The 16,318-nt window shown below is 47.1% G+C and carries 16 protein-coding genes and 3 pseudogenes; 11 read left to right on the forward strand and 8 right to left on the reverse strand.

All coding sequences use genetic code 11. From position 1 onward, the window contains the following. Window positions 1-1,311: an arsenic transporter gene (locus tag IJ22_RS07790; RefSeq protein ID WP_062408333.1), complete on the forward strand. Its 1,311-nt coding sequence runs from the start codon at window positions 1-3 to the stop codon at window positions 1,309-1,311. Window positions 1,312-1,343: 32 nt separating this feature from the next. After that, complete coding sequence (arsC, locus tag IJ22_RS07795) at window positions 1,344-1,769, forward strand: arsenate reductase (thioredoxin) (protein WP_062408334.1); 426 nt, start codon at window positions 1,344-1,346, stop codon at window positions 1,767-1,769. Window positions 1,770-2,000: 231 nt separating this feature from the next. On the opposite strand, the gene IJ22_RS07800 is transcribed toward arsC, so the two are convergent. Continuing rightward, window positions 2,001-2,618 (reverse strand): RraA family protein, encoded by a 618-nt coding sequence (locus IJ22_RS07800; RefSeq protein ID WP_062408335.1) that lies wholly within the window; start codon window positions 2,616-2,618, stop codon window positions 2,001-2,003. Window positions 2,619-3,243: 625 nt separating this feature from the next. Here IJ22_RS07800 and IJ22_RS07805 point away from each other — a divergent pair. The 3 genes and pseudogenes from IJ22_RS07805 to prpF all read left to right on the forward strand — a co-directional run. After that, a pseudogene (locus IJ22_RS07805) lies at window positions 3,244-3,642 on the forward strand (aconitase family protein); the annotation flags it as partial. A gap of 74 nt (window positions 3,643-3,716) precedes the next feature. Further along, window positions 3,717-3,911 carry a hypothetical protein gene (locus tag IJ22_RS07810; protein ID WP_054818582.1) on the forward strand — a complete coding sequence of 65 codons (195 nt, stop codon included), beginning with the start codon at window positions 3,717-3,719 and terminating at the stop codon, window positions 3,909-3,911. A gap of 22 nt (window positions 3,912-3,933) precedes the next feature. Then, window positions 3,934-5,103, forward strand: coding sequence for a 2-methylaconitate cis-trans isomerase PrpF (prpF, locus tag IJ22_RS07815; RefSeq protein ID WP_062408336.1), 1,170 nt, complete (start codon window positions 3,934-3,936; stop codon window positions 5,101-5,103). 93 nt (window positions 5,104-5,196) lie between these two features. Here prpF and IJ22_RS07820 read toward each other — a convergent pair whose 3' ends face one another. Beyond that, entirely contained in the window at window positions 5,197-6,267 is a 1,071-nt protein-coding gene (locus IJ22_RS07820) for a sensor histidine kinase (protein ID WP_054818583.1), read from the reverse strand. Then, window positions 6,264-6,956, reverse strand: coding sequence for a response regulator transcription factor (locus IJ22_RS07825; protein ID WP_062408337.1), 693 nt, complete (start codon window positions 6,954-6,956; stop codon window positions 6,264-6,266). Before IJ22_RS07825 ends, IJ22_RS07820 begins: the two co-directional genes overlap by 4 nt. 196 nt (window positions 6,957-7,152) lie before the next feature. On the opposite strand from IJ22_RS07825, the pseudogene IJ22_RS07830 reads away from it, so the two are divergent. From IJ22_RS07830 to IJ22_RS07840, 3 genes and pseudogenes are all read left to right on the forward strand, one after another. Then, window positions 7,153-7,851 (forward strand): annotated as a pseudogene (locus IJ22_RS07830) (DJ-1/PfpI family protein); the annotation flags it as partial. 80 nt (window positions 7,852-7,931) lie between these two features. Beyond that, window positions 7,932-8,564, forward strand: a complete 633-nt coding sequence (locus IJ22_RS07835) for a DUF2306 domain-containing protein (protein WP_062408339.1) — start codon at window positions 7,932-7,934, stop codon at window positions 8,562-8,564. Window positions 8,565-8,612: 48 nt separating this feature from the next. Then, a complete protein-coding gene (locus IJ22_RS07840; RefSeq protein ID WP_062408340.1) occupies window positions 8,613-8,804 on the forward strand; it encodes a hypothetical protein in 192 nt (63 codons plus the stop codon). Between the two features lie 87 nt (window positions 8,805-8,891). On the opposite strand, the gene IJ22_RS26010 is transcribed toward IJ22_RS07840, so the two are convergent. Next, window positions 8,892-9,101, reverse strand: coding sequence for a hypothetical protein (locus tag IJ22_RS26010; protein ID WP_145862507.1), 210 nt, complete (start codon window positions 9,099-9,101; stop codon window positions 8,892-8,894). Between the two features lie 264 nt (window positions 9,102-9,365). On the opposite strand from IJ22_RS26010, the gene IJ22_RS07845 reads away from it, so the two are divergent. Then, window positions 9,366-10,424, forward strand: a complete 1,059-nt coding sequence (locus tag IJ22_RS07845; RefSeq protein WP_062408341.1) for a nitric oxide synthase oxygenase — start codon at window positions 9,366-9,368, stop codon at window positions 10,422-10,424. Window positions 10,425-11,436: 1,012 nt separating this feature from the next. Here IJ22_RS07845 and IJ22_RS07850 read toward each other — a convergent pair. After that, window positions 11,437-11,982 carry a MerR family transcriptional regulator gene (locus tag IJ22_RS07850; protein WP_235594336.1) on the reverse strand — a complete coding sequence of 182 codons (546 nt, stop codon included), beginning with the start codon at window positions 11,980-11,982 and terminating at the stop codon, window positions 11,437-11,439. Between the two features lie 206 nt (window positions 11,983-12,188). Continuing rightward, entirely contained in the window at window positions 12,189-12,947 is a 759-nt protein-coding gene (locus tag IJ22_RS07855) for an SDR family NAD(P)-dependent oxidoreductase (protein ID WP_062408343.1), read from the reverse strand. A gap of 214 nt (window positions 12,948-13,161) precedes the next feature. On the opposite strand from IJ22_RS07855, the pseudogene IJ22_RS26015 reads away from it, so the two are divergent. Then, a pseudogene (locus IJ22_RS26015) lies at window positions 13,162-13,305 on the forward strand (IS110 family transposase); the annotation flags it as partial. A 250-nt stretch (window positions 13,306-13,555) separates the two neighbouring features. After that, the gene (locus IJ22_RS07860; protein WP_062408344.1) at window positions 13,556-15,199 is read left to right on the forward strand and encodes an S-layer homology domain-containing protein; all 1,644 of its coding nucleotides are present in this window, start codon (window positions 13,556-13,558) and stop codon (window positions 15,197-15,199) included. 142 nt (window positions 15,200-15,341) lie between these two features. Here the strand turns inward: IJ22_RS07860 and IJ22_RS07865 are convergent, their stop codons facing one another. Next, the gene (locus IJ22_RS07865; protein ID WP_062408345.1) at window positions 15,342-15,752 is read right to left on the reverse strand and encodes a hypothetical protein; all 411 of its coding nucleotides are present in this window, start codon (window positions 15,750-15,752) and stop codon (window positions 15,342-15,344) included. 33 nt (window positions 15,753-15,785) lie between these two features. Continuing rightward, a complete protein-coding gene (locus IJ22_RS07870; protein WP_062408346.1) occupies window positions 15,786-16,313 on the reverse strand; it encodes an NAD(P)H-dependent oxidoreductase in 528 nt (175 codons plus the stop codon). Window positions 16,314-16,318: the final 5 nt, after the last annotated feature.

Raw genomic sequence — 16,318 nt, forward strand, 5'->3', positions numbered from 1 at the left:
ATGGCGATCATCGCATTTCTCATTTTTTTATTTACCTTGACGTTGGTCATCTGGCAGCCGCGGGGACTGAATATCGGCTGGTCGGCGAGTGCCGGAGCTATTCTCGCTTTATTGTTCGGGGTGGTCAGCTTTACGGACGTGGGCACCGTAACCGGTATCGTATGGAATGCAACATTGGCCTTTGTGGCTATCATTTTAATCTCGCTGATTCTTGATGAAATTGGTTTTTTCGAGTGGGCAGCCTTACATATGGCACGGCTAGCACGCGGAAACGGACTCCTCATGTTTGTTTTTATCATTCTGTTGGGATCGGCGGTCGCTGCCTTGTTTGCCAATGACGGTGCAGCCCTGATTATCACGCCGATTGTGCTTGCAATGGTTCGGGCATTGAAATTTGATGAAAGGATGATTTTGCCGTTTATTATGGCCAGCGGTTTTATTGCCGATACAGCATCTTTGCCGCTTGTCGTCAGTAACTTAGTCAATATCGTATCCGCGGATTATTTCAACATCGGTTTTGCCGAATACGCCAGCCGTATGATCGTTCCGAATTTCTTTTCTATCATCGCAAGCCTCGTTGCGCTCTATCTGTATTTCCATAAAAGCATCCCGGTAAACTATAATCTGACCTCATTGAGAAGACCGGAGAAAGCCATTAAAGATCCGCGGCTATTTAAACTATCTTGGGTCATTTTAGCCGCACTGCTCGTCGCTTATTTCGTCAGCGAATTTTTCTCGCTCCCTGTATCCTTGATTGCAGGCATCGCTGCGATTGCGTTTTTGTTTGCTGCGAGAAAAAGCCCTGCAATCCATACATGGAAACTGGTGAAGAATGCTCCTTGGGCAGTTGTGGTCTTCTCCGTCGGTATGTATGTAGTCGTATATGGCCTTCGAAATGCCGGACTTACCGATGCGCTCGGCAGTGTCATTCAAACGGTCTCAGACCAAGGACTTTTTGCGGCTACCGTAGGTACGGGCTTTATTGCCGCAATCCTGTCCTCCATTATGAACAACATGCCAACAGTCATGATTAACGCGCTGGCGATCCAGGGCACTCAAACCGGCGGATTTATTCGTGAGGCGCTCATCTATGCGAATGTGATCGGTTCGGATTTAGGTCCGAAAATCACACCGATCGGCTCATTGGCTACGCTGCTTTGGCTGCATGTGCTTTCTACGAAAAACGTAAAAATTAGTTGGGGTTATTATTTTAAAATCGGCATTCTGCTAACAGTACCTACATTGTTCATTACGCTTACCGGTCTTTATATATGGCTGTATGTTCTGCAGCATCTGCAGATGAATGCATGAATAGTTCAATTTAAAAGGGAGATTGTTCCATCATGGAGAAAAAACCGTTAGTTTACTTTTTGTGTACCGGCAATTCCTGCAGAAGCCAGATGGCGGATGGCTTTTTAAAAGCATTAGGTGGTGATAAATACGAAGTAAAAAGCGCAGGGCTTGAAGCGCATGGGGTAAATCCTCGGGCAGTACAAGTAATGAAGGAAGCCGGTGTGGATATTAGTCACAATACCTCGGACGTGATCGATCCCGATATTTTGAATCGGGCCGACTATGTCATTACCTTGTGCGGCCACGCCGATGAGCATTGCCCCGTAATCTCCAACAAGAACGTTACAAAATGGCACTGGGGGTTTGATGATCCGGCAAAAGCTGTTGGAACGGAAGATGAAATAATGAGCCAATTCCGTACTGTTCGCGATTCCATTAAAAGCCGGATTGAGCGGTTCGTCAAAGAAGGGGAATGAGCCGAATTCGAATGGAGGATATGGAGGTGGAAGGGGAACTTGATACGATAATCATTGGAGGCGGATAGGCGGCAAAGCTATATTGTTTCCGCCGTTACATAACCTGAGCGGATCGTGCAGGGAATCGGGCGAATGAGGGAATGAAGCCCAACATTTTACGGTAGAGGATAGAGACAAAAGTAAAAGCTGATTTCCGCATAGGAGATCAGCTTTTCTCTTTGCCCATAAGTCTTACTTGGAGAGTATTGAATCAAGATGCTTTCTTATTGCTTCCTGATCCCCGGAAACAAGCTCTTCTCGCTCTTGATCCATTTTCAACTTATCCAAAGCTTTATGGAGAATCGTTGTTTCTATGTCCTTAGGGACAACGACAACCCCGTCCACATCCCCGACAATGATATCACCGGGTTGGATCGAAACTCCGCCGCAAGAGATAGGTACGTTAATTTCCCCTCCTCCCGCTATGCCGCTCGCAGCAACCGTGGTCCCTTTGCAAAAGACCGGATAATTCAGTTCCCTGATCCCATGAATATCGCGGATGACTCCGTCAACAACGAAACCTTTTATTCCTAAGGTTTGTGCCATGCCCACGACAAAGTCGCCGGCCACTGCACGGTACGTATCTCCTTTAGCATCGATGACAAGAATATCATCGGGTTTAGCCTCGGATATTGCCCGAAGTACAGCGTGATTGTCTCCAACAGGCATTTTAACTGTAAAAGCTCTGCCCGCAACTCTATACTGCTCCTTTAAAGGTTTAATGCCGGGATCCAGGTTATTCATTCCTTGCAAAGCATCGGATATACAAGTGGTCGGAATTTCTTGAAACAAGCTCACAATATCCTTCATGTATGTTCCTCCGTTCTTAACATGAGTAGCTGCCTATTAACATTTAATCATAGAAGTATAATGAATTAAAAATACTAATTTTGCATGGTTAGACATAACCAACTTGCATATCTGATTTTCGTTCAGCTATATATAGTATGTTATTTATAGATTGGAAGAGGGGCTAAGACATTGGAGGAACAAGATTGGCTCATATTGCGGGTGCTTTACAAGCATAAAAATATCACAAGAACCGCTGAGGAATTATTCATTTCTCAACCTTCCATCACGAAACGCTAAGGATGCGGAGATCAATAAAGTAGACATCACAGACAAAGAGGGAAACCGCATCATAAGACAAACCTGGATGTTTTACTATAATGAAGCGCTGGAAATGAATACTGTCGAAAGCGTTTGTTCATTTCGTTAAAGAAACCGATTTGCAAGAGTAAAGAAAGAAGTCAAATGAGACAATTGCAGTCTGTCTTGTTTGGTTCTTTTTTTATTTTTAGATATTCCCAATGGGTATCGCCGGTCATAAGGAATTGATATTTTCTTTTAGTTCTGGGTCCGGCCTATAATAATCTCAAGTTCGTTACAACAGGATAGGAGAGGGGGAGACCATGAGAACACCTCAAGATATCTTCAACAAGTTCATTATTACCGGCTTCAAACTTTGGAGGAAGCTGGTATAGGCTAAGTATCCAGACTTCCGTACTCGATTAAAATTTTATTGGAGTCAGTATTGCGTCAGTATGACGGAAAAACGATCACGCAGGAGCACATTGAGAATTTAGCGAAATGGGGCACAAAGGATGCGAAAGAAAATGTAGAAGTACCTTTTAAGCCGGCTCGTATGGTCCTTCAGGATTATACCGTCGTTCCTGTTGTCGTGGACTTGGCTTCTTTACGAACCGCCATGGCGAACATGGGCGGAGACCCGAAGCAGATTAATCCGGAGATTCCGGTTGATTTGGTGATTGACCACGCTGAGCAGGTGGATAAGTTTGGGACGCCAGATGCATTAAAGTATAATGTAACGTTATAAATTCATTAAATTTCTAAGTTTAATTCAAAACCGCGATAGACAACAGGCTTGCTGATTATGCCCGGAGTCGATTGCTCGGAGACATCAAGCCGCGGCAGCTTGTTAAAGTAACGGCAGCGGACGAGGATGGAACGCAAAAAACGTTTGAAGCAGCGGTAAGATTCGATAGTGAAGTCGAGATTGATTACTATCGCCACGGTGGAGTGTTGCAGATGGTGCTGCGAAATAAACTGGCGTTGAGTCAAAAAGAAGAGAGGCAAAGATAAAGGAAATGGAGGTACAACGGTCATGAGTAAATGGGGAAGACAAATCAAAATACCGGCAATATATATGCGTGGCGGAACAAGCAAGGGGGTGTTTTTCGTACCGGATGATTTACCGGCCGATCCAACTGAGCGTGATGGAGTATTATTACGTATTATAGGTAGTCCGGATCCGTATGGTCAGCAGATTGATGGTATGGGCGGGGCTACATCGAGTACGAGCAAGGTCGTCATTATCAGTAAAAGTAATCGGCCGGGATGTGATGTAGATTATTTATTCGGACAGGTTGCCATCGGACAACCGTTGGTGGACTGGAGCGGGAACTGTGGAAATCTTACTGCGGCTGTAGGGCCTTTTGCCATACATAGAGGCCTGGTAGACACTCCGCGGGATGGAGTGGCTGCAATAAATATCTGGCAAGCAAATATCGGCAAGAAGATTATTGCTCATGTCCCGATGAAGGATGGAGAGGTGCAAGAGTTGGGTGATTTCGAGCTGGATGGTGTCACTTTCCCCGCAGCGGAAATTAAATTGGAATTTCTAGATCCGGGTGCGGGCGATGGGGATGAGGAGGGAGGAGCCATGTTCCCTACAGGAAATCCAATAGATGTACTTCCGGTACCAGGTGTGGGAGAGGTGGAGGTCACCTTAATGAATGCCGGAAACCCTGCTATCTTTGTCTCGGCATCATCCTTGGGATTAACGGGAACGGAGCTGCAGCAGGATATCAACGGTAATGCGGAGCTTCTTGCCCGCTTTGAAGCGATTCGGGCTCATGGAGCTGTGGCCATGGGTCTGGCCGATAACGTCGAATATGTCATGACGAAGCGTCAGCACACGCCGAAAATCGCATTTTTCGGAGAACCGGCGAGCTACACGGCGTCCGACGGAAAAGAAGTGCGAGCGGAGGGGATTGATATTTTGGCACGCATTCTTTCCATGGGTAAACTTCATCATGCCATGACCGGTACGGGTGCTGTTGCGATCGCCGCTGCAGCTGCAATTCCGGGAACGATTGTCAGTAAGATTTTAGGTGACACCAAGTCAGCACTTTGTTTTGGTCACCCCTCCGGTACCTTAACGGCAGGTGCTGATGCCGCACAAGAGGAAACAGGCTGGATCGTGAAAAAAGTGGTCATGAGCCGCAGTGCTCGAAGACTCATGGAGGGATCCGTGCTGATCCCTTCTAAATAGTAAAATTGCTGGGACGATGAACGATAAGCGAAGGATACCGAATATTTGCTGGCAGCCTTCGCTTGCTTCCTTGGTTATTTGGAGCCGGTCTTCCTATCGGTTAGCGACAGGAATCCAGCCTGAGAGGATGGCTCCTCCCTCCGGGTGGTTGCTTGCAGCAAGCTCGCCTCCATGCCGGCGGATGATTCGCTGGGATATGGTCAGCCCCAATCCGGCTCCTCCCGTCGCACGATTTCTCGATTGCTCTCCCCGATAAAGAGGCTCAAAGATACGTTTGAGCTCATCCTGCGCAAAGCCCGGCCCTGAATCTTGGATCGTGAACGCTGCCCGATCTCCCTGCTGGCGGCACTGAACGAGAATGCGGCCATGAGCAGGCGTGTGCCGCACGGCATTATCCAATAAATTGCTCAACGCGCGCTCCATTAAGTGCGAATCTGCTCGAATCAAACAATCATCCGGCGCATAATGGGCGACGATCGAGATGTGCTTCTTCTGCGCTTGCGGCTCCAGGCTGTCAATCGATTTCTGAACAATTTCGTTAAAACCTGCTGTGTTCTTGCTTAACTCCGTTTCCAGGTACTCCAACTTCGTAAAGGTGAAAAGATCCTCGACCAACCGGTCCAATTGCGCCGATTTCTCCTTGCAAACATCCACATACTTTGCGATTTGTTCCGGTGTTTGCGCAATGCCTTGCTCAACCCCGTCCAAATAACCGCGCAAGGCAAATAACGGTGTCCGCAAGTCATGTGCGACAGCAGCGATAACGAATCTCCGTTCCTCCTCCAGCTCCGCTTGCTTCCGGTGCGAGCTTAGCAGACCGTTCACCATGACTTCGAATCCCTCTCGAACCTCGGCAATCTCTCTGATGGTCGATGGGGGCAGCTGAACGTCCCAATCGCCTTCGGCAATTTGCCGAGCTGCCTGGCTCATTTTCTCAAGGGGCATAAGAAGGAGCCTTCGCATGCGAATGCCTACAATAAAGAAAGCGAGCAGAAGCCCTGCAAACGCAGCCACAATGGGAACCGCATAGGAATCCGGCCGGCCCGCTCCAATATGCAGCGATTGGGTCGTGATGAAGTGAGCTGCCACAAAGAAAACCCATGGCAGCAGCAGAAGGAGCACCAAACTGAACAAGGCATAGGTACGAATACGAAGCTTCCTCATGTTATACGCCCCTCGAAGCGATAACCAACGCCCCATACGTTGGTTAAATATTGCGGCTGATCCGGATCCAGCTCGATCTTCTCGCGAAGACGACTCAGATGGACGCGAATCGTATGCTTATCGCCGATGCCATCCCAGAATTTCGCGAGCAATTGATCATAGGTAAACACCTGTCTCGGTTGCTCCGCAAACAATCGCAGCAGCTCATATTCCTTCGGCGTGAGCGAGACTCTCCTTCTATCGACGAACACTTCTCTAGTAGACAAATCGAGCTTAAGACGGCCATAATCCAACACCTTGGCCGCACTTGCTTGCTGGTTGCCGGCGCGTCGCAGAACAGCCTTTACGCGGGCAACGATTTCGCCGGGTGAAGCGGTTTTGACGATATAGTCATCGCCGCCAAGTGTCAACCCGCGAATCTTGTCTACATCATCGCTGCGGGCACTCAAGAACAGGATCGGAACAGGGCTTTCCGTCCGAACGCGCCGGCAGAAATCAAATCCGTTTTGTCCCGGCATCATAACGTCCAGGATGATGCAATGAACCGTGTTCTGTTGAAACGCTGTCCATGCTTGCGCCGCGTCATTAGCCATTACGACCTGAAAATGATCATTCTCCAAAAAGTCTCTCAATAGTTCAACGATGCTCCGGTCATCGTCCACGACCAAGATCGTAGGTCTTTCATTCATATCGATCCCGCCTTCATTCCGAGGATTGACCCTTACCGAATATATATATAAGTGTATCATCTCTTCCGCCAAAAAAACGAGTTCCGCGCATATTGTGACGGTTTGTTTATGGTTTTGTTACCTTTTTGGCGCTACGTTTGAGAGATTCTTTTGGTATCCTACCTATCAGTGGAGTGAATAAAAGGAGGTTATATGGATGTTGACTGTACAAATCGTGCTGTTCGATGGCTTCGATCTTCTGGATGCTATTGCACCTTACGAAGTATTTTGCGCGGCCGGAATGGTTGCCGATCATGCGTTGTGTGTGGAATTCGTCACTGCGGAAGGGCCAAGGCTCGTCCCAAGTGGCGTAAACGGGTTAAAAATTGAAGCGGGCGGCAGGCTGAGCCCATACCGAAAGGGCATCATTCTCGTGCCTGGCGCGTCCGGTGAGATAGAAGGAGACAGCCCAAATTCCATTCCTGCCATTTTGGCCCGTGCCGTGAACACGGAACTGACCGGAATACTTAAGCAGGCACTCGGGCATCCGGATATCGTAGTGGCTACCGTATGCGGGGGTTCCTTGGTGCTGGCCATGGGAGGACTGCTGGAAGGAAGGCCGGCGGTAACGAATTACTTGGGAATGGATGTGCTTGGGGCGACCGGTGCCATACCTGTTCCGGCTCGCGTAGTCGATGACGGCAACCTTGTTACCGGGGGCGGTGTAACCTCGGGGCTGGATATCGCGCTCCATCTCGTTGAGCGGGAGCTGGGGCCTCGGATTGCACATGCAGTAGAGCAATTGTTCGAATTTGAACGGAGAGGAACGGTCTGGCGTAACATCGGTATCCCCCCGCGTAAGGGATCGGCGGTCCGTGACCCAAACGCCGCGAGCCTTCAAGGCACATCGGTGAATGACATTATGACCGGTTTCGCCAAAGCCGATGTATTGCCGGCCTCCAAATTAACAGGGAAGCGAATATAAGGGGTAAAAGCATGAACAGACGCCAAACCTTCTACAAGCTGATCGCGTGCGTTAGTATGATTTACATCCTTTATGTCTTGGTCAACAATTTCGTTGTCGATCCAGGTGCCGAGACGTTTTTAAGTCATAAAGCAGGTCTTGAGTATGAGCTTAAACCTCGGATCTGGCTAATGGTCATGTATATTCATGCAGGTTTCGCCTGTATTGCGATGGGCTCGGGTCTCATCAATTGTTCAAGGCGCAGCTATGAGAAGCACCGTGGTTTTCATCGCGTGAACGGCTGCGTCTATGTTTCGTCCGTGCTTATTGCCGTGCTGACATCCGGATACATGGCGCCCTATGCCACGGGAGGAAAAATAAGCAGTATAGGCTTTAATGTTCTCAATATTCTCTGGCTGGTCATAACGGCAACTGCTCTTGTCCACATCTTTAAAAAACGGATTCTTCAGCATCGTCGGTGGATGATTCGAAGCTATGCCTTTTGCTATACGAATATGCTGATCCATCTGCTCACCTTTGTGTTTCACCAGATCATCGGCTTCGCTTACGTGACCAGCTACACGATTGGATTATACGGCTCGATGGTGCTGCTGATGATTGCTCCGGAAGTGCTTTTTCGAGTGAAAAAACCTAAGTGCGCATAGGCCTGCTCGATTCAAAAATTCAAAAATGAAAATGGGGGCGGTCAGCCTGTGGATTTTGGTTATATCGAAACGGTTGCCGCTTTATATGTGTTCAACGGACTTGCCGCCATGCTGATCGTAGGCGGTCAAAACATTATCCATTCGCTCAAGACAGAGGTTTTCCCTACCCGAATGCGTTCGACCTTCGTCGGTTGGGGGCTTGGCGTCGGCCGCATCGGTTCTATTCTCGGACCGCAATAGGCGGTTATTTATTGGCTTTGAACTTTGAATTCAAAACCTACTTCATTTTGTTCAGTATCCCATTGATTTTAGTTTTCCTGATCATACTTACGTTTCCCAAGCACGTGGAGGAATCAGAAGGGGACAAGCAGGAATATCTCCCCAATACAGCGGAACAAATTCATTCAAGCATCTAAGAGTCATGCCGTCAAAAAGGCAGCCTAACCCAATTTTGAGAACGTGTCTTTTTAAAATTGGCAGGTGCAGGTTGAGAGGAATGATCTGCTTAAGCTGGTCCCGCTTGTCCTTTTGACTCACGTACCAGGCCTCCATGTGTTGGCAGATCATAATGCCATAATCTTTACATAATAATTATTATGTAAAGATTGAATGCGAATGTACCACAACATCGTAGAGCGATGTCGATCGGATTCCAACATTAGACTAAGAGAATAAATATTAGACTGGCAAAGTGTATTAGGCTAACGGGCAGAAGAGCTCAATAGTAAATGGGTATAATTTGGAGTATACTATACAGTGGAAAAGTATATCTACCGGCGGACTTGAAAGGAACATTTCAGCATGGAACTATACGAAGAATCAAGAAAATTCATTATCACTTGCTATGAGGAACTCGGAAAGGGGATAGACGAAACTCACGAAAGAATATCGGAAATATGGAACATGATCAAACAGGATGGAACCTATGAGCATTCATTTGAGGAATTGGAACACGGGGCTAGAATGGCTTGGAGAAATAGCAATCGATGTATAGGACGATTATTTTGGCAGTCACTCAAAGTGTTTGACGAAAGAAGTCGACAAACCGCTGAGGAAGTTGTGACTGCTCTTTATCGCCATATTGAATATGCAACGAACGTAGGAAAAATCAGGCCAACCATCACAGTGTTCGACCCTAAGATTCGGATCTGGAATCACCAACTCATTCGCTACGCCGGTTATGAAACAGATCAAGGTATCGTGGGCGATCCACATTCAGTGCGTTTTACACGTATTTGTGAGGAGTTAGGATGGCGAGGTAAACGAACGGCATTTGATGTGTTACCATTAGTTATTCAAGTAAATGGGGAAAAGCCTGTATGGTTCCCTATTCCTGACGACTTAGTAATGGAAGTCGATATTCGTCATCCGGATTTACCTCAATTCATTGAATTAGGACTCAAGTGGTACGCTGTTCCAATGATTTCAGACATGGCATTAGAAATAGGCGGCATTACCTATTCAGCAGCACCGTTCAATGGTTGGTATATGGAAACAGAGATCGGTGCACGTAATTTCGCCGATACTCAGCGGTACAACATGTTACCCAAGGTGGCTCATTTAATGGGGCTTAATACCAAAACGGACACATCCTTGTGGAAGGACAGGGCACTGATCGAGTTAAACATCGCTGTGTTGCACTCTTTCAATGAACAAGGTGTCACCATTGTCGATCACCACACTGCAGCGAAACAATTTCAACTTTTTGAGCAGATCGAATCTGACGAAGGACGAAATCTTACTGGGGATTGGTCATGGCTAATACCTCCGGTTTCACCGGCAACGACACACATTTTCCACAGTCATTACGATGATACAATCACTAAACCCAATTTCTTTCGGCAATCCACCCTTTTTTGACAAGCAATTAGACATTCATCCTTTATTATCAGACAATTTATTTTATAGACAAAATCTACTAATTATAGATAATGGGTGAAGGATACTATTGAGCACACTAAAAGGATCAATATTCAGATCGAACATAGATTGGTTGGATTTGTCTCAGGCATTCCATTCAATATTCCATTTTTTGTAGAATTAGAATTATATATAAAACTAAGGAAAGAAGTCATTGTCATTATCTTGTTAATGCCAAGTGCAGTAAGAAATAATAGAGGGGGTGGTATAAATTAGGGAGAGCAGAAGAAAGTCAGTTCGAGTTCCGGTAAATATGTGAAGAACATGAAAATATCTTACCCAAAAAAAGCTGGCCAAATTGGTCGGCTTTTTTTGTTTAAATATAGTGGATCGGATCATCGAAACTTATTTTTTAATGTACGAAAAATCACATCAAATTGTGTAACAAGATATATGAAAGCATGCCATACAAGGGGGCCTAATCGATTTATAGACATATGTACAAAATACGAGTTTTGTGAAAATGTATAACTGACAATATCGACATTCCAAATAATATCTCTGATCAATTGTCAAGTACAACTAAATACGAACTTCCATAACATTTTCCTCATACTGACTCGATTAATGTCTTAAAGGACATCATTTTTCTTCTGTAATAAATGACATGTCTGACAATCCTGACCGGCTCTCCAGCGAACCGGAACACTGGCAATATTAGATCGAATATTAGATTCTTGCTCTTCCTTTTCATCCGATGCTTTAATCAAGAAAATGGAAAATAGATTTCGCTTGTATTTGCTTGGCAATTCATATCTCATTTATAGCGGTTTCTTTTTTGTTTTAGAAAATGATTTGATTTGGTAAGTCGGAATAAAGCAAATTTGAAGGCAGCCCAATAAAAGCAAGATATGCCGGGGGCTATCCGCTGATAGAGCGAATAACCCCAGCACGCTTTTGAACCGCCGGCATGCGGATTTTATTGTAAGTGAAATTACGGCGCATCGGCTTCCTACCTGGTTTTGAACAAGCGTTGAAAAAATCCGGGCTTGCCCCGGCCGGTTCGTTTTGGTGCCTCAACGGCAACCGCCACTTCAAACTGGGAACGAAGATGTTCCGTGAGATGCCGGTCGCGCATTTTTAAGGAGTCCTCAATATACCGCTGCTGCTGTTCCATCACTTTCGATTGCTCGTCCAGCTTTTGAATCAGCATCTGAAGCAGCCCGTTTTGGTCCGTAACCTTTTCCGCAAGGTCCTCAACTTGTTTTTCGAAATTCGATTTGGCCTCCGGTGTTTTATCCATGTTTACGCTGCCCTCAAGCCATTCACGCACCTGGTTGTAGGTCCAGCCTTCGGTTTGAATTTTTTCTTTAATCGCCAGCAAATCGGAAATGTTCTTTTGCGTAAAACGACGGTGTCCGCGAGAGGTACGCTCCACTTGCAAATTAAATTCTTTTTGGTAAACACGGATTAGATCGTCCGACAGCTCCGTCATTTCAGCAACTTGTTTGGTACTGTAGAAGGCTTCAACAGAAATTTCGTTTTCAGATTCCAGCATCGATTGCACAATACTCCCTCCCTATTAAAAACTCGCAACACCTAATCCAGATTTCAACTCTACTTCTTTCATTGTAGATTCAAAGAGATGAATTTACAGTCGAAATCAGGGTGTCGGATATTCAAAAATAGTGAGGAAAAGCATTTTTGTTTTGTATTATATCCGTTGAATTTTGACGATTGTTGTTGGAGCGTTACCGATACGGTTTATACTGCCGTCCATCCTCCGTCGACCATGACCGTATGGCCTGTGACCAAATCAGATGCAGAACTGGCGAGATAAATGACCGTGCCCAGAAGATCCTCCGGTTTTCCGATCCTTTGAATAGGTTGACGCCGAAGGTAATCCTCTTTAAATGTCTCTTGTGCAAATAAAGACTCAGTTAACGGCGTTAATAAATATGTTGGACCGATAGCATTGACATTAATGCCGAATTCAGCCCATTCGGCTGCCAGGGTACGGGTCAAATTGATCACCCCTGCTTTGCTTGCGGTGTACGAGGACCGTTCGGCGGAACCGATCATCCCGTTAATGGATGCGATGTTGATGATCTTCCCGCTTCCTTGCCGGATCATGACTTTGCCCGCGGCTTGACAGCAAAAGAAAACGCCCTTCAGGTTGACGTCCATTACTCTGTCCCATTCTTCTTCTGTCACCTCTACAGCCTTTTTCCTGATGATCACTCCGGCATTATTCACAAGTACATCGATTCTCCCAAAATAATCACAGGCTTGCTCGATCATCTTCCCGATCCCGCCCACGTCCGTTACATCCAGTTCAACGACCAGGGCTCGCCTGCCCGCGCTGCGGATTTGCCTGGCAGTCTCATTGGCGGTTTCCAATCTCTCCGGAAGTTCAGTAATGACCAGATCAGCTCCGGCCTGGGCAAGTCCCAGAGCTATACTTCTGCCAATGCCGGAACCGCTTCCAGTAACGATGACCACTTTGTTGTCAAGGTTAAACATGGGAATGTCCTCCTGTCCAGCTAATGAATTTAGCAGTCTGAATATGGAACAAACAACAGGTGAAATATCTATATTGTCTACTAAAACCGCTTTCATGTCTAACAAAAAAAGCTGTCCTGAGAAAATAAAGTATTAGACATCCATGCCGCTGACGCGGCACCCGGTGGTTGTTGCACCAGCCCTTCAATCTAACATGCCGTAAGGAGTTTCTTGAATGGACGTCGTTTACAGCCATGTGTGCGGGCTTGACGTTCACAAAAAGAACATCGTCGCCTGCATCATCACACCGGAAGGCAAAGAAATCCGAACGTTTGAAACCATGACCGACGACCTGATCCTACTCGTCGATTGGGTCAGGATGACAAAAGCTTGATTGATTTATCCTCAGCCGGTCTTTATGGTCAATCGATTAAACTTAACATAAATAATATTATGTAAACAATGAGGCGGCCATCCTTGGCAAGCTGCTGTTCAAGCGGCTGTTAATTTATTTCCAGATGACTTTGGTATTCTTGCCAATGTATAATGAAATCGTTGTACTCATTCCCAACTTTATCACGCTCTTCCACCCGGTTTTCGCAGATTGAATGATGAAGGAGGCCTTTCTAATGAATAAAAGCTTCAAAATTTTGGCGTGTTCGACAATGGCTTTTGCCATGCTGACTTCCGCAGCCCTGGCCAATCCGGTAGAAAATAAGTCGGCCGTTGCCGTTGCTAACGCAAAAGTCTCTTATGCTTTCAATGATTTATCCAATATTGATCCGGTTTTGAAAGCAAAGATAGATTCGCTGCTGTCTAAAGGGATATTTGAAGGAGTTTCGGATGATACCTTCGGGATTCATCTAAACATGACTCGTGCCCAGTTTGCGAAAGTGGCTGCACTGGTCTTCGATTTGGATGTTGATTACAGCATCACTACCTCCAGCTTTGCGGATGTGAAAGCCGACGATCCGCAACATGGCTGGGCGATCCCGTACATAGAAGCCGCTAAGAAGGCCGGGCTGATCGATGGGATGACGGATACGGAATTTGCTCCGGGAAATGATGTGACGATAGGCCAGCTGGATAAGGTTTTCGTCACCGGTTTGGGTAAGCCGGTGAACGTGACAGGCAGTCCCTGGTATGAGGATGCTGTAAGGCAAGCTCAGGCTTTGGGCATTCACCCGCCCGGCAAAGACGGCCGTGCTGCGGCTTCCCGTGCCGATCTGGTTACAGCCGCTTATGCCGGTTATGAAGCGTTCCATAAGCAAGAGGATAACGCAACTCCGGCAGCGATTGTTTCTGTCAAATCGGTTGACAATAAGACCGTGCAAGTGATACTGAACCAGCCGGTGGATCCTTCCAAGGTCGCCTTTTCCCTTACCAAGGATACCCAGCAATTCTCTACAACAACCAAGTGGTCCAACGACCATAAATCAGCGGATTTAACCGTTAACGATGCTGAGCTAACCGCCGGCGAGTACACGATTAGAGTAACCGGTCTGGACAAACCGCTCACAGCGACGTTAACCGTTTCCGGAACGATAAGCACCAATGATCCCCATGTATCTATCACTAATCCCGGCACTATCGCCAACGTGATCGATAGCGGATTAACGAGTGCGGCTACCGGGCTCAACGGCTTTGTCACAAGGACGGTAGCCGAAGACCCGACCCTCAGCAAATTTGCCAAGGAAATCAAATTTAATGTGACCAATGCGGCTGGAGACGCCGTAGCGATTCCAGGCATCATCGAGACGATCACCTCGTCCGATCCCAATGTGGTCAAAGTCGGTCGCTCGAATGACAACCGCGGCTATGTTCTGGGCAATAAAGCGGGAACGGCGACCGTGAATATCGTTTACAAGACCAATAAAGGCGAAAGCAAAGTCGCATCGGTAACCGTAAACGTAAAAGACGAGGTCGTGGCCGCAAGTCAGGTTGAAGCCGATGCGAGAGCCTATCAAAGAATGACGGTATCGGATAACGTATATTCCGCCGAATTTAACGCGTTTACTGCGATGAACCTTAAAGTATACGACAACTACGGCATCAAGTACCAGAAAGATGAAGTGCAGAAGTATAATTTTGCCCTCGCTGTAGTGCTTATCGCGGATCATATTGTTGGAGATCTGGACAAAGGCGATACAGGCACGGTGACGGTAGATCCGGATGGGAGGGTTCATGTCGTCGGAAACGTCACGCAATTTGATATAACCGCGCATTTACCGAACAACAAGAGTGCAACTACAGAAATTCGACTTCTCCCATAATAACAGCCAAAAGACGCAGCATAGCAAGTGTACAAAAAGGCCCGAATGGCTCATCCGAATGAGCTTTCGGGCCTTTCCTGTTATGGTTTTTCCGATCTGTCGTTCATCATCGAACGCAGCGCGGCGCGAAAATCGTCATCTTTCATTGCCGTATGATCCGAATCCTTTTTGAGCTTTCGCGTTGGTCCCGCTTCCGAAATTTTTGAAGCGCCTGCCGGTAATCCCGATCGGCCATTTTCCCGTCATCCGGAGCGCGCCGCGTTTGCCCGGAATCCGTGCTTTCAAGTACCGAAGAATCGTCAGTGACGGATATTCCTTCTGATTGGGGCTCCATGCTTTCCATTTTGGCCAACGGCCGGGCATGCTTTGGTGCTGCCGCGGATGCGCTCGCGTCATCTGACGATTCGGGTTTCGCCAAATCTTCTTCAGCACGGACTATGGGATATTGCCGCTCGCTTCTTTTAGGGGTCGAAGAGAGCGAACGAAGATTATAAACAATGAGAATCACGATAAGGATCAGGCCGACGGCAATGCTCAATATGGGAACAATCACCGCCTCTCCCCCTTTCCACACTGATGTCCCTCACTACACATGAATGAATTTTTTGGTCACCTGAGCGACGCGTTCTCCCAATGCTCTTCCGAGCGCTTTTCCCTGCTCGCTTATGAGCTCATCCTTATCGATCGGACAAGTGATGCCGACGCCATAATAAGAACCGTACAGGGCATTCTCGGGAATATTGCCGGGAAGACCTACGATAATCATCCCATGATGCAGCATGGGAGTCATTAAACTGACCATGGTGGACTCCAACCCGCCATGCTGAGTTGCCGTCGTACAGAATACCGCCCCGATTTTATTGATCAGCTTGCCGTTCGCCCAGAGATGCCCGAGCTTATCGATCCAGGCTTTTAACCCCGAACTAATCGTTCCGAAATGCCCGGGACACCCCCAAATGATGGCGTCCATATCGGCGAGATCGTAGACACTGGCCGAATGAACATGGTGGATATGCACCTCCGCCTGAGCCTCTCTCGAGGCCCCTTCAGCGATGGATCGGGCCAAAGCTTCCGTATGTCCGCCTTCACTATCGTATACAATGTAAATTTTCATTTAAC

Source organism: Paenibacillus naphthalenovorans (assembly GCF_001465255.1).
Lineage (GTDB): Bacteria > Bacillota > Bacilli > Paenibacillales > NBRC-103111 > Paenibacillus_G > Paenibacillus_G naphthalenovorans.